This is a genomic window from Desulfitobacterium hafniense DCB-2 (assembly GCF_000021925.1).
GTDB classification, from domain to species: Bacteria; Bacillota; Desulfitobacteriia; order Desulfitobacteriales; family Desulfitobacteriaceae; genus Desulfitobacterium; species Desulfitobacterium hafniense.
Window position 1 is genome coordinate 4,962,421 of the sequence record NC_011830.1, and the last position, 21,684, is coordinate 4,984,104.

Below are 21,684 nucleotides of genomic sequence, written 5' to 3' on the forward strand. Positions count from 1 at the left end.
ATACAATCTCCATGTCTTTTATGTTCGTTTATGTGCGATTATATCAATTATTAGTATATCATAGGTTTAACCATCCAAGAATAGTTCCTTGGCTTCTTTTCTTTGCCGCTGTGATATCAACTCATTTTTAGCCCCATATTTCCATCGGCAGTTTGTGTCATTTCGAGGTTTTCATCCAACTTAAGCAATGTCTGATACAGTTCTTTCATGCGCATGGACATCTGTATTGGTGAAACAATGTCCTCTTTAAGAAACACATAAATATCTTGCATCTTTGAAAATGCAGTGGAGAGTTCTTCATCTGCACCAATTGCCTCGAACAGCCGGAATTCAGAAAACGATTTTTCCGCAAGGTCGCTTCCGATTCTTTCTCTTTCTTCTCTGCGCTTATAAGCAAGCATTTCAATCAATTTTTCCGGCGTGGCCAGCAAGGTCTGTATTCTGTCCTGCTCCATCATGGTGGTCAGATCGTAAAGATGTTTTGCCACATCAAACAGCATGCGACGCTGATAATAAAACTCAGCCGCCAATATTTTATCTGCGAAAATCCGTTCCAGCTTGATTGTTTTGATGGCGAACGGTCTCACCTCATACTTGGCTTCGATAGCCTCTCGCTGCTGCCGGGTTGCCTCCGAAAAGAGCAGGGGTGAAATTTCAAGGGATTCAACCGGTTCGCTGATGGTGAAGGATGTCGCTTCTATTTTCACATACCCAAAGCGCTGGAGTGAGTCATCAGCGTCAAAAGTGACCAAGGGATCGTATTCATAGACGCTGGTTATGGTGCCACGTTGATTACTTTCTTTTGATTTGTCTGCTGTCCGCAGCAGAGACGTATAGCTATTGGTCGCTGTCTCTAAACGCTTTTTGCCTTGGCTTTTCGAACAGTCATGTATTTCAACCGTCAGGTCAATATCTTCAGAAAAGCGTTTCATGCGACCGATAGCTTTATACAAGGCGGTACCGCCCTTGAAGTAGGCAGGAAGCGCACCCTGCTTTTGTGATAATTCCCATAAAAGCAGGGTGAGGTAATAATCCTTTTCCAGGATGTCGATTCGGATGTCGCTTCTCTTACTGACGTCAGCGAGCATATCTTTGAACGCTTCTTTATCTTGATGCAGTTTCATTTTCCACCTCCATAAGCAGGTCAATAAGCGGCAGCACAATCTTCTGCGGGTAATATTTGCGTGCCGTGAAAATCAGAGTAAGGTAATCTAATTGCTGTTCTTTAGCATGTTGCCGCAGTAATACTTCCGGTTTTTCCGCATCCGTATGTGCATCCGGCAGATACATAAGCACATCGATAAACTGAAGGTACTTCCAATTCTCATCCGTCACGGGCATGGGCGGCTTACGCAATTTGATGTGGCAGCCTTCCGGCAGTTTGGCGCCGTAACGGTTCGTAGTGATTTCAATATCACGGGGGATCAGGGTTGTCAAGCCCAGCTTATTGAGCAGGGAAGCACCCGATTCATACCCTATTTTTGCTCCGTTTTGAACCATCAGTGTTTTTAACAGCACCTGGTCAGCGGTGGGCGTGACCTTTCCGAAAAAGGTTTGCTTCACATGGCAGTAGATGCCTTTTTGCAGCCGTTCAATTTCGCCCTTGTCCGCCATCCGCTTCAGCTTAACATTGGTTATGGTCTTTGCGTGATTGTATGGAAGCGCAAACTTCTTAGCCAGCTCTCCGGCGATATCCTCGGTTTGGATTGCCGTTTCATAAGGCACATTTCTGACTGTATGGGCAATGTGTTCCCCATATCCTGTCTGTTCCATATTCTCACTCCCTAAAATGATATTATGACAATAAATTACACCCTGTATTTTTGCCATTATAATATCATTTTATGCAATGAAAGTCAATCCGTCAATGCCCTCAAAAGTCTGATACCATGCGGATTTGCCCGCATGGTATCTTTTTACTGCCTAAAATTTTGGTGGAGATGAAAAGACGCGATGCTATGGAGAGGATAAGGAGCGGTGACTTAACGGCCGTTCGAATCCCACCAAGTCAATCTAATAATTCCTCCTTTTGCTTAGCCTGATCATCTATTATAGCCTCTAAAACTTCCTTGATGCCATTAGGCAGATATTCCTTGATTGGTCTTACCCAATGATATATAAGCAAATCATTAAACATGCCATATTCTTTTTCACCCTTCAGGATTATAGGATAAAAAGTTACTGATGGGAGTTTGGGAACAATGATAGCAAGCTCATGTCCGATGCTTCTTACGCTGCTTAAATCTGCAATAACGAATCGTGACATGTGTGCCAGAGTATATACCGTCTCAGTGAAGTTTCGAGAGGCTGGTTTTTCAAAATCAAACATTACAGGTATGTAATTATAATGTCTTAGTTTACTTCTTATTTCATCTAAGACAGCTTTCCTTACTTCGGAAAAGTTCCCCAGTATCAATACCACTTTAGATGTTATCGTATCAATGATATTTCTCAAATTTGCATTATTTATCATCAGATATATAAATTGCGCCAGCTCTATATTATCAACAGTTATAATCGGTTGGTCTTCTTTCGTAATAATCAAATCTTCCTGATTTGAATTTTCTAAATTCAAATCCCATGAAGAAATACCGTAAACAAAACACCCTGTCAATTTTGTATTGGAAAAATCGTTAGCAATAAAACTTACGTGTTCTAATTTGGCGTTGATAAACTGAGAACCTTTAAAAGATGTATCCTCCGCAGAACAATAGGAAAGGTCGGCATTTTCAAATGTACAATTATTGAATGTAGCAGACCCAACCTTACTTACACGCATGTTTACATTTCGAAATGTACAATTTGAGAAATATGCATCAACCAGGTCTGCAAATGATATTTTTGCGCCGTCAAAGCAACATCCATAATAATAGCCATTCCTTAATGACGACATATGTAAATCTACATGAGAAAAATCAACATCATCAAAATGAGGCAAATGATATAATTCGGTCTCATCAGGAAACTCACTTGTAAAGTCAATATTTCTTAATACTGGTGATTGGTGAGGATGATTTTTGCGCCATTCGTTCCATTGTTTTGCGCCACTTTTTAATAACTCAACAAAAAAATCTTGTGTCATAATTCACTCTCCAATTACGGGGCTTTTTTCATTATTCACTTGCAATAAAAAGTCAGGTGAACATAACCGCCACACTTTATCGCTACTCAAGGCTGCTTTTAACCACATCTATTTAGTCCTATAATAATTGATTGGGGAAGAAAAAATAACCCCTCTTCCCAATTTCCAATCTGAGTAGAATCAATAAACCTAATAGACTGGTCAATTGCGTAATCATGAACCAAACCACATCGAATAATATGATAGATTATATCTTCAATTCCTGCGTATCCATTTTCCTCCAACTTCAAATTTTCACGTCAGCATTTACTTTTATTTTAATAAAATCTGCCAATATACCGGGGAATCCTTTACTACAAATTTTTCGGAAGTTAACTGAAATGAATTTTTTATTATCTTTCACCAGTAGCGTTGCATTAAGTTAATAAGTTTATTGTCAACCCAAAAGTTCACCCTGCATTACTTTCAACTATTTACCTCAATTGGTGTATACAACCATATGGAGTTCTCTTTGAAAGTCCAAAAAAGCATTGAACTATATAGATAGTCCTTTTCCACATTTCTACACATATATCTTACAAAATTACGGGATCATAGATTAAGTCATTTAACCATTCTGTGTCTTCCTCGGCCATGATGTAATGGTCTGTCATTTGGTAGATCGTATCATGCTTAATCCTTTTTGAACCTTTTCTTCTTCGCCGTCGGAGTTTTCCTAAAAATTCATCATAGCTCTCATAGAGACAGGCGATTAGCATTCTTTGCAAGGTTAGTAAGTCTCTCTGGTGCTCCACTTCAAGTTTGAGCAATATTAAAGTGCAATAGGTCATCAGATCTAAGCGAATTTGATTAATCACAGCGGCTTCGCTTGTGCCGTAAAAGTGCTTAATCTGAGCATGTTGCTTAAGCCATTTAAAAAACAATTCAATTTGCCAGCGATACCGGTAGACCTCTCCTAGTTCCTCGGCACTTAGGTCAAAGTCATTGGTCAAGATGGTAAAGGGTTCATTGACGTTATCATCGATGGTCACTTCGCGAAGGGTATGCTTCATTTTGCGAGTACCCGTCCCTAAAATGATATCAACGTCTTCTTCAATACTCCCTTCTTCTTCGACAGGGCGTTCAACACCTGTAAACTCGATGACCGCATTGTTTTTGAGGCGAGTAACAAAGCGTATCTCTTTTTCGCAGTACTCATCAAACAGCAAGTAGTCAATGTAACCCCGATCGAAAATAGTTAAAGCATCCTTGTCCACAACAATGAGCTCATCCAACTTCTTTCGATCAGCTGTCTTTGCCGGAGTAATAATGACTTCGTCTGGAATAGCCATTTCGTCAAAGCTTAAGCGCAAGTGCATTTTAACACCGGCCTTAATCTTCCGAAATACGGCCCAAGGAAAACGGGAAAGGCATAGACTGATAACAGATGCATCAATCATGTATAACTTTCCAAGACGCTGTTGAATCTTGCCATCCCCTTTCTTTTGAGCAACTTTGTTTAAAACACCTTTAAACAGCATTTCTGAAACTTTGATGGGTAAGGTTCTTAACCGACGGGAAATCTGGCTATGACTAATGCTTTCTAAGCCTATTGCCTCACTGAAATCGTTGCTTTGAACGTTTGAACTGATCTTTCTTAAAGCCTTGTATTCTTGAAGTTGAGCGTGGCTGATAAGGAGAGTGAGCTGATTTGTTTTAAGTTTATAATTCCTTTGATCGAGGTTGGGAACTTCTTGATCAATTTTTTTCCAAAGATCCTTAGAAAAAAACGGCTGAAACACTTGCGTAAATGTGGATTGTGTAGTATCCTTGTCCTGCATTTTGATCTCCTTATAATTTGAGATTTGGGCAAGGACTACCTATCTCTTATTATAAGGGTCTTACAGGAGTAATCAGGAATATCGGGTGACTTTGAGGTTATTTCGCTGATTTTTAGGAAATATAGAATTTGACTTTTTTGCGGATGCTTTTATGCAACGCTACTGTCTTAAAGAGGAAGTAAAACCATGCGATTTTTCGATAATTTTAAAGTTTAAGTATAAAAGTGCAATCAGCCATCCTAATCATCCCTCTCCAAAAAGTGTGATATATTCTGATAATGTACAAGTATAACATTTTAAAAAAACAACCCAAATAAATAGAAACTATCCAAGAAAATTCCTGCACAGTTACTCCGGTTAATCTACTTTGAATGGACAGGCATACGATCAATTGTTGCCCAATTATACCAAATATCACCAAGCCCTTCAATATTCTAGTAAATGCAGCCCATAAGCATTAGTACGATTTGAGGAATCAAAAACTCGGGTAGGCCTCATCATAATGCTGTCATGGAATCATTTTTTTCGTCTATAAATTTCGTATATAAAAAGGAAGAACTTTATCGTACTAACTACCATTCACTAGGTGAATTCAAACAGCGTATCGTAAGTATATTGAATTTTATAATGAGCGTTCATAGGCATTGGGCTATAGAACACCCAATGCCTATGAACGCTCATTTTATGACAATCAGGAACAAAAAGAAAATTAGACAAACATGTTCGAATATCGTCTTTTTCACTTTCGTGCGTGCAAATTTGTTTTTAGATAATTACTTTGCGGCAATTCTTCAATACAGGACTAAGCTCAACTCAGGTAAATAAGGGGTTTGAGGCATAAAAAAACGACTAATATTTAGACATTCCAAAAAGAATGTTTCAAAACATCAACCGTCGTTCATTTTGGTGGAGGCGACCTTACACTATTCAAAACCCTGCAGTACAAGGTCAGTTTTTGAAATCTGTAAAGTATATTATCTTAAAAATAAGATTCCCATTCCTGGGGGAAACCCATTTTCATGAGAACTTGATCAAATGGAATCGAATTGAAATTAGCTTGATATTTCAAAAACAGATTCCTGAGGTTAATTAATAATTCTTTGTGATCTCGCTTTGGCAAAACTAACTTTAGAAAAGCAACCATGGTAAATACAGTCCCCTCCAAATGCGGTGTTGGGATGCTTAACAAATTAGAATTATGCCTACTTCGCGGAGCTTTATACAGCTTAAAATTATACATTCGCTCTTCATGGGCACATACATTCCTAAACAGATTTGCCGCTTTAAGAACATCCTCTAAGGTGGCAGAAGAGATTTGTAATTGTTGCTTATAGCTCTTTTTAAACTCCTTCGAGAAGTCTTTCGCAATTAAGTCTTTCAGAGAATCATCTAATACCATATAAAAATTCGATATGTTCCCAATAGTTAAATATCCTACTAAAACCCATAAAGGTATTCCACCATGATTATCCAAATAGTGCTTCAAAGAATTATTTCTATCTGAATTTTTAGATATCAATGTCGATAAAGTAGCAATCAATTTAAGTATGCGTTCCAATTGATCAGGCTTATTAGAATAATTATGCATCTGAAGATAAGCATGAGGTTTTTTAAACTTTTCTGAAAAACGATAGGAAAGTTTAGTTTTAATACTATTTTCAAATTGCAGCAAATACTTCAGCAGAATATTTCTTAATTCCCTGTCAAATAAATAAAGCTTGTAGATCTCATCAAACGAAGCACCATCAATGAATTCTTCCGGCTCAATAAACTTGCCCTCTTTATCCACTTTTAAGAACAAGTTTTTATAGCCGTTTACTACATTATAATAGTTCTCTCTTTCGAGAATCTTTATGGCTCGTTCTCCGGTTATAGATAAACCTCTAGCCCGAAGAATCTTAATTTGTTGTCGGTAAGTTTGAAATGGCTTCATTACCTACACCTCAAATAAAAATAGCCCAGTCCTCGGAAGGAACATGGGCCTGATCGTTAACCTAATTATATAGTATGCTAATTAGCCCTGTCAATATACCTGTTTTACGAATTTACCTTTAAGCTGAAAACCCTCATAGCCGATTTCTAAATCATCATCGGCATCGGGAATACGATAATCTTGCGGATCGTCTGCACTTTGTAATACTCTTAGCAGTGCCACCGCCAATCGTTCTTTTCCGCTTCATATTCCACATCGGTCTATGCGGGTTTAAGGCCTCCTCGTACGTGTTTTCGAGAATCCAGGATGTATGGAAATCCGCCATTTTGTAATATAAATTGGTGCGGAACACACTCTACTAAAGTTTAGTAAGTAACACCCATCAAACTAAACTCAATCAACCATCAGTTTGATGATTTCCGTCACTTACCTCGATAATTTTATTGTGCTCGAACAGGCAATTATCCATACCTTAGATTTGCTGCCGAAAATTAGCAGAGCGTGCTTTTCAAAATCAACAGGCTACACATCTAAAATGACATCTTTTGTGGGCATAAACATGGTTTACTTCAAACCTTTGCGTTTTGATAGATCCATGTTTCCAGAGAATCTTTCCTTTTTGCAATAACTGTTATGCCTAACGCAGTAATACTCGAACTAGTGCTTTCGGTTATTTTAACTGCTACTACAGGTTTTCCTATGTCAATTGCATATTTGATTTCATCCATGGCCATTCCAGAGTTATTTGCTGGTCGGTTTGAACATATTACTACGCTGGCATATTTGATTTGCTTTTGAATTTGCGGATCAACATTGTACCTCCGATCAATACTATCAAATGGAGAGCTGCTCGGCACTGAATAATCTCTTACGCTGAATTTTGTACGATCTAGAAGTGCACTGATTTCCGAATAATCGCTATTATTCCAACGATGTGGTATGAATATATTAATCACGGCTAATCCCTCCCAATAGTTTACATTTTACAGTCTTTCGATAATGGTAATAATTATAATATAGTTCCAAAGTTGCCAATTTACCTCAATTCCTTCTTCAATGCTGCATAGAACTCTCTAGTTTCTGTTGCACGTCGTTCTGATAACTCATAGCGTCCTTGTTGCTGCATTTGTCGTTCAATTTGTTTTCGGACTGCTACATATTTATCAACATCAGCTGTAGTTTTTAGGCGAGGCCAGTAACTAAGGTAACTTGGCAAAACAACATCAGATTTAAGAAAGCTAGCAGTTGGTAGATCTACTTGCGCCGACATTCCTATTTCAAAAGGAACCCACCAAGAGTATTTGGTGTTTTCCGTCATTATCACAATTATGTCAGTGCATGTATTTAAATTTTCCTTAATGTGATCAGTAAGGGCTTTCCCTCCACTATTAATGCTGCTGTCAAGGACATCAAGATATGATGTAACGCCGTTTTTTGCAAATGCGTTTTGCAATACTACTGCTTGAGCTGAATCCTCATTTTTATGGGAAATAAAAACTTTCACTAATTAACCTCCCTATAATATCTTAGGATTTTCTTTGAATATCTCGCTTTTTCATAGAATTCCTAACTAACCAAACTAGCTCATCACGGATAGAATTTGCATAGAATGCCTAATTCAGAGAATTCGGGTATGGCAAAGCAAACGTCTGCTATTTGGCATATGTTGGCCGTTGTAAACCCATTATTCTCACGGTGGTAAACCTCCCATGTCTAACAGGGTCAAGATTATAAACCTGCCCTAAATTCCTTCGTTCCACCTATCCATGATTGGGTGTCAGTTATGCTCCTCAACCGAGTCCTTGCTCTAATGGAAATTTATGCGACTGACTACCAGCTCTTTTGTCTTGCTAGGTTACCTGGATTGTTCACTTCTGTGGTGACGCTAACCACAGACTGTTTTCTTTTATGGTTTCACTTCTCTTTCTATTACGCTGCTAAATACTCAACCGGACGATGAATGTCCATAATGAGCTTTTTCGGGTCGTAGTCTGTACCCTTTGTTAATATGGCGTAGAATACCCGGATCAGTTTACAGCTTAAGGCAATTAACGATTGTTTCTTCTTCAGAGGATTTTGGGTCCTGGTCGTATAGTAGTTGTGTATCTCTGCGAACTCTGCGTTTTTGGCGACGAGCGGCATCACCGCTTGAAATAGAATCGCCCTCAGCCGCGCTCGGCCTCGCTTGCTGATTGTGGTTTGCCCTTTGTGCTTACCTGAGCTACTCTCTCGCAAGGCCAACCCTGCGAGTTTTTGGATTTGCTTTGGAGAATTAAAGCGTTTAATATCCCCAACTTCAGAGAGAAAACCTGCCACGGTGACAAGGCCTACACCCTTGATTTCAAGCAGCTTGGCTACTTCGGGTATCTGGCGGCACAATCCATCGATGGTTTCAGTGACTGCCTGATATTGTGCCGTTTTAGTGTGATAGTCTTGGAGTAATAGCTGGATTTCCATTCGGGAACAAGACTCTCCTTCGGTGCAACCAATACTCTTCTGAGCAGCCTCATACAGGCTCTTAGCCCTTTTCATTCCGACTGCCCTCAATTTGTTGTCTCTCCAAATTCGGTTTATTCCTTCTACTCCAAGCCTCTCAATATCCCTAGGTAGCGGAGCGACTTGCAACACGAGCATACTACTCGTGGCATCAAACTTTCCAAACACAGTTTCATGCTCGGGAAAGTAGATCTTCAGCCATCGCTGAATACGATTTTTTATGCTGTTCATTTCCTTTTGTATACGCACCCTGCAAGTCACCGCTATTCGTAGTTCTGCATAGAGCCCCTCCGGTATATAGGGCTCATTGTATCTACCCTCGATGACCAGCTTAGCGATGGTTTTGGGATCCTTAGCATCCGTTTTGCTGGGGTGGTTGTCATCAAGCTCCTTACTACGCTTTACATGGAATGGGTTTACGAGTACTAACTTTATGTTTTGCTCTTTTAGGTATGATGCCAGGCCAAACCAGTAATGGCCGGTTGGCTCTGCCCCTACCACAATGCTGTCCTTTTGTGCTTGCCTTTTTATACGTTCAATCCATGCATAGAGATTCTTGAATCCTTCAGCGCTGTTCTCAAACTTGAATACCTTGCCCAGCTCGACTCCTCGCCAGTCAAAAGCCCTTGCGTAATGAAGCTCGCTGGCGATGTCCACTCCGATGACAATACTTCTTTCGGATAGTTGCTTTAGTTTCTCGTTTTGTGTAAAATTCATTTGGGATGACCTCCGTTATTTTGATTGGATTCTGTTGGCCAACAGTCCTTTCAAATTGTAACGTGAGGTCTTCTTTTTGACAAAGCTCATTTTTAACTACTACAGGAATGCTCCTTATATTGTATTTTTATTCACGAGATTCCAATAGTGTTGTCCCTGTGCAGTCAGCTTGCAAGACTTGTGATTAATTGCTGCATAATACATATGCTCAGCATCAACTGGAACTACTAAGTTCAGTTTTACGTATCGTTGCAAAATCGCAAAAATAGTCTCATGTTCTTTAATTACATCCTTAATGTCGGCTTCATGTTTATCAGGCTCATATGTTGGATCGAGCTTATATTCATCGTATGGCGAAACAAAAAATTCTGTTATCTTACGCAACTCTGATATTTGAATTGGTGGTGCGTTTTTTCTTAATGAAACAAAACTTTTAATATTGGCTTTAAATGCTGGACGCTGTTCCCAGGCCCCAAGCGATCGATCAATATAAGAGTAAATACTACCAGGAGAAACCTCTCCGAGCAAGTTCATAGCTCCACCATATAGTGCCTCTACTAGCAATGATGTGTAGACTCCGTGTCCGTTTTCCTCTGTGGCATATTCTGACTCTCCACAAGCAGCAAGTACTGTTGTTCCATCATGTAATATTGAATAATTCGGCATTTCAATTGGATTAGCAATTGCTCCGCTAAAGCAGCTATCAAGAATAATGACTTTATTTTGAGCCTTTGACCTTGACACAAGGCCCATAACATCATTAAGTGAAAGCCCCTCATCAGGACGATTTATTTCGCTCGTGCACAGATAACCGCCTAACGCATCAATCGACCCATGCCCAGCGTAATAGAAAACTGCAATTTCTGACTCGCTCTTAAATAGTGCATCAATGGCATCCTTTAGCTCAGCCCTAGTAATATATGATGTTTCACTAGTAGCACACATAAGCTTCACATCAAAATTCAATGTGCCGTCCCCATTGCGTTCCAAGGCGGATTTAACCGAATTAGCATCATTAACACATCCGTGCAAATCCTCCAAACATTTGTAACTATCAATCCCGACACATAAAGCCTTTCTCATTTTTACCTCCTGTTCGTCACAATAGAATGTTTAATCTATTTGTAATTATCATTTACCCCCCGTTTCCCATATTTGCTACAAACTGTACTTGGTAGACTTCGCGTTATGTCAAACTAGTAAACCAAGTATTATAACTACCATGTCTCTTAGAAATTGTCTAAATAGTCTCCTTCTTCTTTCACCGGACTATTTTTAGTATATGAATTAGTTTCATAACTTGAACCCATTGATATTTCTACTTTTTTTGACAACTAAAAAAGGAGTACCTCCCCAACATCTCGAAATTGTAGTCGTCCAAAACACAAACACCGAGAGGTGGGAAAGGAGTACTCCCTGATGTTTAATATTCGCCAAGAACGTCTATTTTCCTTGGAGGAAATTTTAGAAACTTCTCCAAGAGATTCATATTCTCTAATTCTTGGGTCTTTGGACATTATTCCTTTACTCAATGCAGTTTCTAAAAAGGCTATCTTTGGAGCCCCAACTCAACTAAACTATTCTGCTATGATCTACTCATTAATCATTCGAGTAATTGAAAGAATCCCTACAATTAAGGATTTGCGTAAGCGGTTAAAGAACAGCTTAGAGTTTCGATTCGACTGTGGATTCACTCTTGCTGACTCTGTTCCTAGTGAAGCATCCTATTGCCGGATGATTAAGAAAATCCAAGATTCCTCTGCCTTGGCAAATTCTCAGGATGATTTGGTGCTTCAGGCATTCAAAGAAGGGTTTATCGGTCCGAAATGTGCTGTTGCAATCGATGCTACCCATATCGAAGCCAGAGATCGCAAGCCTGAAAAAAAGAAGGAAAAAACAGTGGTTGAGCAAGCTCCCAAAAAGCGTGGTCGAAAGCCCAAAGCAGAACGCGAGGCTTGGCTCAAAGAACAGGAGGAGCTAGAAAAGAATCGCCCCATATTTGAAAAGAAGATTGAAGATCAACTTCCCTACAGCTTTACAGAATTAGTACAACACATCCCACTTGATCCTCAATGGGGTATTAAGAAGAATTCAGAAGGTAAAAACGTGTTCTGGTATGGCTTCAAAGGGCACCTCCTTGTCGATTGTAAGGGCCAATACGTTTTAAGCTCCTTACTCTCTTCGGGGAATATAAATGACGGAAAAATGGCCATTCCTCTAATTAAAGCTCTGAGTGAAAAGCACCCTTATTTGAACCCCTCCCATATCCTTGCGGATGCAGGATATGACTATGCTCCAATTTACGAGCAAGCTAGAAGTATAGGAGCACAAGCGCTGATTGATTACAATCGACGAAATGAGCAACTTCCAGAGGGCAAAGATAAATATTTTCGTCCAATATGCCAGAAGGGTTATTCATACCGCTACGACAGCTATGATCCATGCTATGACACTGTAAAATATACTCAACCCAAGGAATGCAAGGAGTGTTCACTTAGGGAAAGCAATACCTGTCAAAGGGTGTTTAAGATGAAGGTTTCATCAGATCCTAGAAAATACACTGTACCAGCTAGGGGAAGTGACCGTTACTTTGAACTTTACAAACAACGAACTGCTGTAGAGCGAGTCAATGCGTATCTCAAGGAGTATTTCCAGCTCAACAATATCCGTCATCGTGGAAAACGTGCCCAAGTAGATTTTCAGTTTTCAATCTTGGCCTATACCCTATGCAAATTAGCTGTCGATCGCCTAAATAAGTCAACGAGTATGGCCGCTTAGTTTTTTAAAAAACGGAAATTCCGAAATTCTGTTAGTCTGTTTTATTTTCGGACTAACATTATGAAATTAACTCATATATCATAAAAATTGGTAAAACAACAGGGAAAAGGGATTTTTAATACATCAATATAGCGAAGGATTTCTTTGTTTCCCGATATTTGCAACTTTTTGTCGAAAAGCAGGAAACCATTTTAATCCATAGAATCTCAGTTATAGAAAACACCAGTGATTCAATCTTTAAACTATAAACGAGCATTTTTCATAACAAATATTTACAGAGGAGGGATTAGACTTCCCCCTATGCAGCTTTAAGACGTTTTAAAACATCTTCCAAAGGCACTCCATTTCTACTACACTCATAAATCCATCGAATGTATTGCCCTTTTACCTCTTTTCGGACTTTCCGCAATCCTTCACCAAAGAGCAGCGGCTTCCCTAAACCCATGGTGCAGTACAAATGAGTGAAAGAAAGTAGAGCCCAGAATCTTTCGATGGAACGGATTGAGCGTACTTGGTAGCCGTTAAAACCAAGATTTCCCTTGGCTTGCCGAAAGAAGATCTCAATGGGCCATCTCTTACTGTAGTAAGCCAAAATAGTTTGTGTTTCTAATGAAACATCGGTGCACAAAAAGGCATGCAAGGCTTTAGACACCTGAAAAGCATCTTTAGGCCAACAAAACAGCACTACGGCATTCTCAATATCGTTTAGAGCCCCTTCATAGCGATAAACCCAGTAGGATGAACCGTTCACGGTCACAAGGTGAACTTCCTTTGGGTTCACATAGGAGGCAAAGGTATCGAGACGAACACGAATCCCTTGGGGATAGAGAATGCGGTTGGTTTTAAGAGCTCCAATCAGCTGGTATCCTCGTGCAGCATAGGTGTTAATCAGCTTGGCGCAGGTATACCAAGAATCAACCAAGGCATAGCCTGACTTAGGGGGAATCGGCATGGTTTTAGCCAATTCACAAGCGTCATCAATTTTGCTTAGCTTGGTTTTATCGTATTGATGAACATCATGAATGAGCGAGTGGTCACCGCATTGAACAAGGGTTGCTTGAACCTGATGCCCCCAAACACTCTTACCCTCTAAGTGCGAAAAATGGAAATCTGCTTGCTCGATGGGACGTTGTGCCTGTGACGAAGGTTTCGTCTTATTGCAAACAGTATCATCATGAATCACAAAGATGGGCTGCTCCGTCTTTTGGGAGTGGGCTACGACAAATTGAAGAGATTCCTGTTTAACAATTTTCTGGATATAAGATTCATCCCATACCCCATGAGAGAGGAAATGACCAATAGAGGTTCGATGAACCGAACTCCACTCCGCGATGTCGACTATCTTACCACGATATCCTTTAGCCGTGGCCGCTACAATAAATTCTTGAATATGTCGTAAAACAGGCTTTGAGAAATATAAGGGCAGTCGATGGCTTTTAAAGAAATTGAACATTGCTTCGTTTTTTGGTAAGATAGTGCTATGAGACATTGGCTTCCTCCTTGGGATGGATTGGTTGTGGTAGACTTATTTTATACCACAGAAGGAAGCAGAGTGTCTCTTTTTTATTTTTGGAAAAACAATGGAAGCATTTTTGCTCATTTATAGCTTTAAAGTTTACTAACAAGGAGGTATTAAGCATGTCGGATCAAAACTCAACTCAAAAACCTTCTCCAAGGCCAACACCACCTACGAGTAATCCAGTTACTCACAGAGATGGTGGACACATGACAAGCCCGGGACATGTTCCAATTAAGCCACCTACGAAGAAATGATACAATCATTATCCTCTAAATACTTCATCAATGGCTCTTTGCTATAAAACTTAATTAATATGTCACTTTCAATATCATAATACTCTCTTTCAATTATATAAAATAGCTTTTCACCTTCATTTTTTTCCAGTTCTTTTTCAAACAAATCTTTCAACCATGTATTAATTAACATAAAATCCTTTTTTTCTTTATCTGCCGCTGGAATGCCTTCAATATAACCAAAAGCAATAAGAGCATCGTTTTTAAAAAATCCGACAGGCCTATTCGCTAGAGAAAATTCTTTATTCTCAAAGCATGCATGCCAAGGAGAGCTATGCTTAGTTTCTTGAGGCAAATTGCTTCTTTTTCGGTAAATGTTAATCAACATTACCGAGAAATCATCAATAACCCATTTATACACCGGAACTCCGACGATACTTAAAACAAAAGTAGTTAAAAAGAAATTAACCAAATTACTGAAATCTGAAATATAAGTTTCAAAACTTCCCACCGACATTATGTTAGTCTTAAACAAAAATTTAGTAACTAACGTGTTAACAAATATAACAATAGTGCTTATTAAAAATGCATGAACAATCTCTTTATATTGAGATTGTTCCTCTTTTAATGCAGGGTGAAATCTATCATAAACCATTCTAATAAAAATACCGGGGAAAACAAATGGTATTATAAAGAATAAACTGTCCAAAAAGGCCACTCCCTTCAATCTAATTATACCATAGAAGTCTAGTACTACTGACATTAAACTTGTTCATAAACTCAAGCTACCCAAATCAAGGATGCCCTCCCCCGCACCAAGCGAGAGAGGGCTTTGCTATGTCTATAATATTACAATACCAATGCAGTATGGATAAAATTTAAATAATTGTAAATAAATGGTGGAGGCGAGGGGAATTGCACCCCTGTATCGAAGAGCTGCCACAAAAGCGTCTACGCGTGTATCCTTCTCTTTAAACTTCGCCTCATGGGCTCCAGAAGGCAGGATCCTTCCGAGGCTATCTCGATAATCTTAGCTAATGACTCCGAGAATTGTCATTAGAGCGGTCCTACTAATTTGACACCCTGACCCTTCATCGTAGGCTAAGAAGGCAGGATGCTAGCGGCAATTAAGCTGCTAGAGCGTAATTATCGTTGTTAACTATTAAGGTCCACCGTTTAACGAGACCAGGTGGAATCTCGACGCGCAACTCTTGCCACCGCTTCCCCGAGCGAGTCTAAAACGCCCCCTTGTGTTGTTTTACAATACATAGTATATCATTTTTTTGCATAAAAGATAGCGGTACATCTTAGTTTTCCAGCTTTTCTTTAGATATTTTTGATAATAATTCCAAAGAATCGTCTTTGCCAAAGGTAATATTCCGGCCTGAGTGTTTAGCCTTATAGAGATTTTCGTCGGCACGTTTCAGAAGGTCCTCTATAGTGGAGTCTTCAAGAGTCATTTCCGCAATGCCCAGACTAATACTTACATGTACCTTTATATCCTCAAATTGCAGGGCAACATCATTGGTAACCTGACGCAATCGCTCCGCAACAGCATGACATTTTTGGATGGAGGTTTCCGGAAAGAGCAATACGAATTCATCCCCGCCCAGACGGCCGAAAAAATCAATATCCCGGATCTCAGCTTTGATTTTTTGGGTTAATTCAACAAGTAATTTGTCACCGATAGGGTGGCCGCAGGTATCGTTAACCTCTTTAAAATGGTCAATATCAAAGACAATAACTGAAAAAGGGTGATTTAATCTTCGTGAACGTATCATCTCATTATTGCCAAGCTCGTTAAGTTTAAGACGATTGCTTATTCCGGTCAGTGGATCTGTTGTTGCCAGATCTTCTAACTCCTTTTGGGATTCAAACAGTTCCTGGGCTAATCTCTGGCTATTGAGCATCAGGAAGGCCATCGCCACGATGACGTCCATGATATGCTCTGTAAAAGCAAGCATAATATTAATGAATACCGGTTGAAGAGCGTTGCGGGCAGAAGGATCCAAGAACCAGACAATATTGCGGAATACTAAAACAATACCACAAAAAACGTGGGATATGGAGATAATCCATGGTGTTAATTTGTGAGAGATCGTTCCTCCTTTAAGAATGCCAATGGCAATGCATCCTCCATAATAGATAAGCCAGATCGTAAGGAAGAACAGGCGCATTAAGGGATTATCATCGACATAGGTAAAATAAACCAAGATGATGAAAATACTAAGCAAAGACACTATATTTCTCTTCTTCGTCGCAACGGTTTGGCCGGTAAAGGCTCTGACTCCTTCATACCGAATCATTATCGCGAGTATGGCTGCGATATTACCCACGATTATGGATACAAAAACAGGTAAGATCGGTCTGGCTGCAGTAAGAACATACAATGCTGCGGCAACCACATTAGACATGGCCCAATAGCCGAATCCCGGATAGGTTTTTTGGGTTTTCCAGTAGATTAGCATCGATATGGCAATGACAAAATGAACAGATATCGTCATGATAAATAAGGTCTGCAAGTCAATCATCAGCATCATCCTTTGGTTAATGGATTAGCTAGCCTATTTGTAAAAAAAGTTCACCTTTAATATATTACATTATTGCTAAAAAAACATAAACAAAAAGGGGCTTTGCGGAAAAAAGAATATTTTTGTAAATAAAAAGCAAAAAATGCCACATCACCTATCTGGTTGAAATGGCATTTTTTGTAGACTTATTTTCTTATAGACTATATAAAAGGTGGTTCCTCAAGGCTGTTTCTTCTTTAACAATCCCTCAATCTTATCCTTATATTTCTCCGCTTGGTCTTCTAATTTATCGGCAATTCCTTCAGCCTTGTCTTCTACCGCATCTTTTAGTTCTTCGGCACGTTCCAGCACGCCTTCCAGCTTATCTTCGATGTAATCTTTAATTCCTTCCGCCCGCCCCGCTATAACCTCAGCTTTATCCTCAGCCAAATCTTTAATCCCTTCAACCTTTTCTTTTACCTCAGATTTATCCAAGAACTCTTCTGTCTTTTTCACTGCGCCGTCAATGCGCTCTTTCGCGGCATCGACCATTTTGTTTAGGTTATCCTTTAAATGATCCATCTTCATCCCTCTTTCCTGTTTTACATTCTTACTCTTATTACCATTGATATTCCCAATGCCATAACCTGAGGTCCAAACATTGTAACCAAAATTTTCAATACGTCTTGAAAAAGGTTCCGGTGCCGTGTCAAAATAGACTTAGTTCAACTGCTCACAACAGCGGCTTGGGCAGCGGTTCATTTTCCCTCAATATATATCTTTATCCATAAGTATTCTTCTCCATAAATTGTAATTCTCCTCTGCCAATCTGACCATCAGGGCAAAAAAACTTGCCATATCTTGCCCTCGCAACACCCCTTGTTGACGACAGCGAACGAACATGTGACAATAGGCTTAAATGGCTGGAAAAAGAGAGGGATAAACCATTGGGCTATGTATCCACAACCAAAAAACCTACGGCTCCTTCAGGCGGCTGGTCTGATCTTTGGAAGCAAGAAGATTACTGGGCCATGTGGCTGGGTCTGACCATCGTGCTGCTGGCTATCCTGCTTTGGAGTACCAACAATCATTTTATGAACTGGATCGTCCTGAAAATACCCGACTACAGCGATTATCATACCGGGCTGGATTATCTCTTCACTCATAAAAACTCTCTTTTGGCACTTTATCTGTTTTTGCTTGTTTTATGCTCGGCAGCTATCAAAGTCTTAACCGGCGAAGTCAAAGGCTTCTTAGTAGGCTTTACCTTTCTTTTTGGCTTAAGTATTTTGGTTTCCTTTTTAGGTTCCTGGGATATCATGAAGCGCTATAATATTGAGACTCCCCTGCTGGCCCTTTTAGCAGGGCTGTTAATCAGCAACTTCCTGCGGATTCCCTACTGGCTGAGCACGGCGCTGCAGACTCAGTTTTATGTCAAGTTTGGGATTGTGCTCATGGGTGCTTCCCTGCCTTTTACCCTGATTCTTCAAGCCGGCTCCACCGCCTTTGCCCAAGCCACCATTATTGCTGTGGCCACTTTCCTCACCATTTACTGGACGGGCACGCGCTTTTTGGGTCTCGATAAACGCTTCGCGGCCACCTTGGCTGCCGGCGGCTCCATCTGCGGTGTCTCAGCCTCCATCGCCATCGGCGGTGCGGTGAAAGCTGAAAAACAACATGTGTCCATTGCCATCTCTCTGGTTATTCTTTTCTCCATTGTCATGATCTTTATCCTGCCTTTAGCTATTAAAGCCTTAGCCATTCTCCCCGGGCCGGCGGGAGCCTGGATTGGTACGGCGGAATTTGCCGATGCTCCGGGAATGGCGGCTGCGGCTGCTATCAACGAACAAGCGATTAAAACCTTTACCCTGATGAAGGTAGTCGGCCGTGACATGTTTATCGGCATTTGGTGTTTTGTCATGGCGCTCACCTCTATCACCCGCTGGGAAAAACGCTATTCGGGAACCACCCCCAATGCTTCGGATATCTGGTTCCGCTTCCCGAAATTTGTGTTGGGGTTTATTATCGCCTCCATTATCATTACGATTTTAGCCGCTTCCACTGATGCCGTGACCACCAAAGCCATCGATGATCATGTCATCAACCCGATTATCGAATTGCGGAATTGGGCCTTCATTCTTACCTTTCTCTCCATTGGGCTGTCCAGCCGTTTAAAAGAATTGGCTTCAGTGGGCTGGAAACCTTTTGCCGCTTTTTCGGCAGGGGTTCTGGTGAATATCCCCTTAGGTTACCTCTTGTCGGTGGTCATTATGGGCAACTATTGGACCACAATCAAGTGATCAACATGGTTAAAACTGTCACCTTGGCCTGGCAAGGCCTTGTGGCTAGTTTATATCTAGTTTATATAAAGTAAGGAGAGTAAAAGCATGCACCCAGATAATGAAACCTGCGTACAAAGGGCACGATTTTTCTTCTATTTTTATGAGAAAACCTGGGAACCCGGGGAAACGCCGCCCTTAGCAGACATCTTAAAAGCTAAGCACATCAGCCCCCAGGCTGTCCGCAATTTAAAGGACTTTTTGGCTTGCCGCTTGGAACGGATCGCCGCTATGTTGGAGCTTCTGACCGAAGCCCACAATGATTGGGCGATGACGGGCAAAAAAGAGTACATCCTTTTGGAAACGGAAACTTATGATTTCAATGAGGCCCTCAAACTCCTGGAGAATCATGGTTTTACGGATAAGGAATTTGTCCTTAAAGTTGAATATACCCGTAAATGGGGCGTCCTCTAGCGCTGCTAAACCGCTGGCACTGGGGTTCAGGCCGGAAGGCTGCCATCTTCGCCAAGGCCCAAGGGCTTTCTCTCAATTGACAGCCCTTGGGCCTTTTTATGACCTGATATCTGACATAATGTCCGGCCAATTTGTCTGATTGTGACAAATTGGCCTGTTTTTTTATGGCCTCCTCAGCTTGGCCGATCACCCTGAAACCCTCTGTTTATGCTAGCTTTCACAAGAGCAACCTGGTTGGCATAGGAATTGCTTATTATTAAGTTTACGAAATCAAATATTACCTGAGCAAACCACGGCGAAAGGAGATGACAGGCACTTCATTCCTCAGGCTAATCCAGTCCTTTTGGCAAACAGGTCTAAAAACTACTTTGGGAGGGTTTTTAAGATGGCACAAGTTGAAACAAAAAAACCAACCTCTCCTTCCGGCGGTTGGTCCGATCTTTGGAAAAAGGAAGATTATTGGGCAGTTTGGCTTGGTTTAGGGGTAGTCTTAGTGGCTATTTTACTCTGGTCTTCAGGCAGCACTGCTATGAAATGGTTGGCGATCAGTGTGCCGAGTTATTCGGAATTCGGCAAAGCGTCAAGTTATATCAGCACTCATGTCGGCGGAATTATTGCTCTATACCTGCTATTTGTCGTCCTTTTCTCCATTGCTGTGAAAATTCTCGGTCATAAGTTAAGTCAATTTATCCCCGGATTTACCGTCGTTTTTATTATAAGCCTCGCTGTCACCATCCTGGGTTCCTGGGATGTCATGAAAAAGTTCAATCTGGAAGCTCCCCTGCTGGCTCTGGCCGTTGGCCTGATTATCGGTAACTTTATTAAGCTTCCCAAATTTATGGATGCTTCTTTGCGGACTGAGTTCTTTGTTAAAACCGGTATTGTCCTGATGGGAGCTACCCTTCCTTTCACTTTAATTCTCCAATCCGGCCCCGTGGCTTTTCTGCAGGCCACCATTATTGCCGTCACCACTTATCTGACCATTTATTGGGCTGGAACCCGCCTCTTTGGCTTAGATAACCGTTTTGCGGCTACTTTGGCTGCCGGCGGCTCCATCTGCGGCGTCTCCGCTTCCATTGCCATCGGAGGTTCCGTTAAGGCTGAGAAGCAGCATGTTTCCATCGCCATTTCCTTGGTTGTCGTTTGGGCTATTGTCATGATCTTTGCTCTGCCTATCTTCATTAAGGCTTTAAACATTCCCCCCGGTCCTGCCGGAGCCTGGATTGGCACCTCTGAATTCGCCGACGCGGCAGGCATGGCTGCGGCAGCCTCCATCAACGAACAGGCCATCAAAACCTTTACCCTTATGAAGGTGGTAGGGCGGGATATGTTCGTTGGCATCTGGTGCTTCATCATGGCTTTCATCTCCATCACCAAATGGGAAAAACGCCAGGACGGAACCAAACCTAATGCCGGTGAAATCTGGACTCGTTTCCCCAAATTTGTTTTAGGATTTTTTGTCGCTTCCATTATTATCACTGCCTTGGTGGCAGGAGCGGATCCCGCTGCTTCCAAAGATATCACGGCGCAGGTGATTGGTCCCCTCAAAGAGTTAAGAAACTGGGCCTTTATCTTTACCTTCCTCTGTATCGGTTTGACCACCCGCTTCAAAGATCTCACTTCCGTGGGCTGGAAACCTTTTGCCGCTTTTACCACCGGGGTTTTAGTCAATGTACCTCTGGGCTATATTCTTTCTGTCGTCGTCATGGGCGGTTACTGGGCTATGGTCCAATAACCTCAGGCACCGTGGACGGTGCTGTCCATCCGGAAAAAGCCTTCCACAACCTGGAGGGCTTTTTCTAATGAAGGGGCTGATAATAACAGGTCTGAAAAAATTCGACGT

General features: G+C 41.0%; 18 protein-coding genes and 1 other RNA gene. 4 read left to right on the forward strand and 15 right to left on the reverse strand.

Annotated elements, in window-relative coordinates:
• Window positions 1–116 precede the first annotated feature (116 nt).
• The 10 genes from DHAF_RS23220 to DHAF_RS23265 form a co-directional block, all read right to left on the reverse strand.
• Window positions 117–1,124 carry a nucleotidyl transferase AbiEii/AbiGii toxin family protein gene (locus tag DHAF_RS23220; RefSeq protein ID WP_015945371.1) on the reverse strand — a complete coding sequence of 336 codons (1,008 nt, stop codon included), beginning with the start codon at window positions 1,122–1,124 and terminating at the stop codon, window positions 117–119.
• Entirely contained in the window at window positions 1,105–1,773 is a 669-nt protein-coding gene (locus DHAF_RS23225; RefSeq protein WP_015945372.1) for a DUF6088 family protein, read from the reverse strand. Before DHAF_RS23225 ends, DHAF_RS23220 begins: the two co-directional genes overlap by 20 nt.
• Window positions 1,774–2,008: 235 nt before the next feature.
• On the reverse strand, window positions 2,009–3,082 hold the full coding sequence (locus DHAF_RS23230; RefSeq protein WP_011462134.1) for a pentapeptide repeat-containing protein: 1,074 nt from the start codon (window positions 3,080–3,082) through the stop codon (window positions 2,009–2,011).
• Between the two features lie 575 nt (window positions 3,083–3,657).
• Window positions 3,658–4,902, reverse strand: a complete 1,245-nt coding sequence (locus tag DHAF_RS23235; RefSeq protein WP_015945373.1) for an IS4-like element ISDha4 family transposase — start codon at window positions 4,900–4,902, stop codon at window positions 3,658–3,660.
• Window positions 4,903–5,881: 979 nt separating this feature from the next.
• Window positions 5,882–6,835, reverse strand: coding sequence for an Abi family protein (locus DHAF_RS23245; RefSeq protein WP_015945374.1), 954 nt, complete (start codon window positions 6,833–6,835; stop codon window positions 5,882–5,884).
• Window positions 6,836–6,925: 90 nt separating this feature from the next.
• Window positions 6,926–7,063 (reverse strand): hypothetical protein, encoded by a 138-nt coding sequence (locus DHAF_RS25950; protein ID WP_158304537.1) that lies wholly within the window; start codon window positions 7,061–7,063, stop codon window positions 6,926–6,928.
• A 341-nt stretch (window positions 7,064–7,404) separates the two neighbouring features.
• The gene (locus tag DHAF_RS23250) at window positions 7,405–7,791 is read right to left on the reverse strand and encodes a TIR domain-containing protein (protein ID WP_015945375.1); all 387 of its coding nucleotides are present in this window, start codon (window positions 7,789–7,791) and stop codon (window positions 7,405–7,407) included.
• A gap of 80 nt (window positions 7,792–7,871) precedes the next feature.
• Window positions 7,872–8,339, reverse strand: coding sequence for a TIR domain-containing protein (locus tag DHAF_RS23255; protein ID WP_015945376.1), 468 nt, complete (start codon window positions 8,337–8,339; stop codon window positions 7,872–7,874).
• A 425-nt stretch (window positions 8,340–8,764) separates the two neighbouring features.
• Window positions 8,765–10,048 carry an IS110 family RNA-guided transposase gene (locus tag DHAF_RS23260; protein WP_015943123.1) on the reverse strand — a complete coding sequence of 428 codons (1,284 nt, stop codon included), beginning with the start codon at window positions 10,046–10,048 and terminating at the stop codon, window positions 8,765–8,767.
• Between the two features lie 114 nt (window positions 10,049–10,162).
• Window positions 10,163–11,131, reverse strand: a complete 969-nt coding sequence (locus DHAF_RS23265; RefSeq protein ID WP_015945377.1) for a caspase family protein — start codon at window positions 11,129–11,131, stop codon at window positions 10,163–10,165.
• Window positions 11,132–11,467: 336 nt separating this feature from the next.
• Between DHAF_RS23265 and DHAF_RS23270 the strand changes: the two genes are divergently transcribed.
• Window positions 11,468–12,826, forward strand: a complete 1,359-nt coding sequence (locus tag DHAF_RS23270; RefSeq protein WP_015942619.1) for an IS1182-like element ISDha11 family transposase — start codon at window positions 11,468–11,470, stop codon at window positions 12,824–12,826.
• A gap of 298 nt (window positions 12,827–13,124) precedes the next feature.
• Here DHAF_RS23270 and DHAF_RS23275 read toward each other — a convergent pair whose 3' ends face one another.
• From DHAF_RS23275 to DHAF_RS23290, 5 genes are all read right to left on the reverse strand, one after another.
• Window positions 13,125–14,315 carry an IS701-like element ISDha16 family transposase gene (locus DHAF_RS23275; protein ID WP_011459419.1) on the reverse strand — a complete coding sequence of 397 codons (1,191 nt, stop codon included), beginning with the start codon at window positions 14,313–14,315 and terminating at the stop codon, window positions 13,125–13,127.
• Between the two features lie 270 nt (window positions 14,316–14,585).
• Window positions 14,586–15,287: a DUF6338 family protein gene (locus DHAF_RS23280; protein WP_015945378.1), complete on the reverse strand. Its 702-nt coding sequence runs from the start codon at window positions 15,285–15,287 to the stop codon at window positions 14,586–14,588.
• 188 nt (window positions 15,288–15,475) lie between these two features.
• Window positions 15,476–15,826: a transfer-messenger RNA gene (gene ssrA / locus DHAF_RS25490) on the reverse strand.
• Window positions 15,827–15,885: 59 nt separating this feature from the next.
• Complete coding sequence (locus DHAF_RS23285; RefSeq protein WP_015945379.1) at window positions 15,886–17,109, reverse strand: GGDEF domain-containing protein; 1,224 nt, start codon at window positions 17,107–17,109, stop codon at window positions 15,886–15,888.
• Between the two features lie 219 nt (window positions 17,110–17,328).
• On the reverse strand, window positions 17,329–17,676 hold the full coding sequence (locus DHAF_RS23290; protein WP_011462136.1) for a hypothetical protein: 348 nt from the start codon (window positions 17,674–17,676) through the stop codon (window positions 17,329–17,331).
• Between the two features lie 359 nt (window positions 17,677–18,035).
• Between DHAF_RS23290 and DHAF_RS23295 the strand changes: the two genes are divergently transcribed.
• The 3 genes from DHAF_RS23295 to DHAF_RS23305 all read left to right on the forward strand — a co-directional run bounded on the left by DHAF_RS23295 (window position 18,036) and on the right by DHAF_RS23305 (window position 21,576).
• On the forward strand, window positions 18,036–19,388 hold the full coding sequence (locus DHAF_RS23295; RefSeq protein WP_015945381.1) for a YeiH family protein: 1,353 nt from the start codon (window positions 18,036–18,038) through the stop codon (window positions 19,386–19,388).
• A gap of 87 nt (window positions 19,389–19,475) precedes the next feature.
• A complete protein-coding gene (locus tag DHAF_RS23300) occupies window positions 19,476–19,841 on the forward strand; it encodes a hypothetical protein (protein WP_011462138.1) in 366 nt (121 codons plus the stop codon).
• Between the two features lie 385 nt (window positions 19,842–20,226).
• A complete protein-coding gene (locus tag DHAF_RS23305; protein ID WP_011462139.1) occupies window positions 20,227–21,576 on the forward strand; it encodes a YeiH family protein in 1,350 nt (449 codons plus the stop codon).
• Window positions 21,577–21,684 lie beyond the last annotated feature (108 nt).

What these genes read in the sequence shown, in the direction of transcription:
- DHAF_RS23220 (WP_015945371.1), bottom strand. Translation starts at nt 1,124, where the DNA reads ATGAAACTGCATCAAGATAAAGAAGCGTTCAAAGATATGCTCGCTGAC.
- DHAF_RS23225 (WP_015945372.1), bottom strand. Translation starts at nt 1,773, where the DNA reads ATGGAACAGACAGGATATGGGGAACACATTGCCCATACAGTCAGAAAT.
- DHAF_RS23230 (WP_011462134.1), bottom strand. Translation starts at nt 3,082, where the DNA reads ATGACACAAGATTTTTTTGTTGAGTTATTAAAAAGTGGCGCAAAACAA.
- DHAF_RS23235 (WP_015945373.1), bottom strand. Translation starts at nt 4,902, where the DNA reads ATGCAGGACAAGGATACTACACAATCCACATTTACGCAAGTGTTTCAG.
- DHAF_RS23245 (WP_015945374.1), bottom strand. Translation starts at nt 6,835, where the DNA reads ATGAAGCCATTTCAAACTTACCGACAACAAATTAAGATTCTTCGGGCT.
- DHAF_RS23260 (WP_015943123.1), bottom strand. Translation starts at nt 10,048, where the DNA reads ATGAATTTTACACAAAACGAGAAACTAAAGCAACTATCCGAAAGAAGT.
- DHAF_RS23265 (WP_015945377.1), bottom strand. Translation starts at nt 11,131, where the DNA reads ATGAGAAAGGCTTTATGTGTCGGGATTGATAGTTACAAATGTTTGGAG.
- DHAF_RS23270 (WP_015942619.1), top strand. Translation starts at nt 11,468, where the DNA reads ATGTTTAATATTCGCCAAGAACGTCTATTTTCCTTGGAGGAAATTTTA.
- DHAF_RS23275 (WP_011459419.1), bottom strand. Translation starts at nt 14,315, where the DNA reads ATGTCTCATAGCACTATCTTACCAAAAAACGAAGCAATGTTCAATTTC.
- DHAF_RS23285 (WP_015945379.1), bottom strand. Translation starts at nt 17,109, where the DNA reads ATGATTGACTTGCAGACCTTATTTATCATGACGATATCTGTTCATTTT.
- DHAF_RS23290 (WP_011462136.1), bottom strand. Translation starts at nt 17,676, where the DNA reads ATGAAGATGGATCATTTAAAGGATAACCTAAACAAAATGGTCGATGCC.
- DHAF_RS23300 (WP_011462138.1), top strand. Translation starts at nt 19,476, where the DNA reads ATGCACCCAGATAATGAAACCTGCGTACAAAGGGCACGATTTTTCTTC.
- DHAF_RS23305 (WP_011462139.1), top strand. Translation starts at nt 20,227, where the DNA reads ATGGCACAAGTTGAAACAAAAAAACCAACCTCTCCTTCCGGCGGTTGG.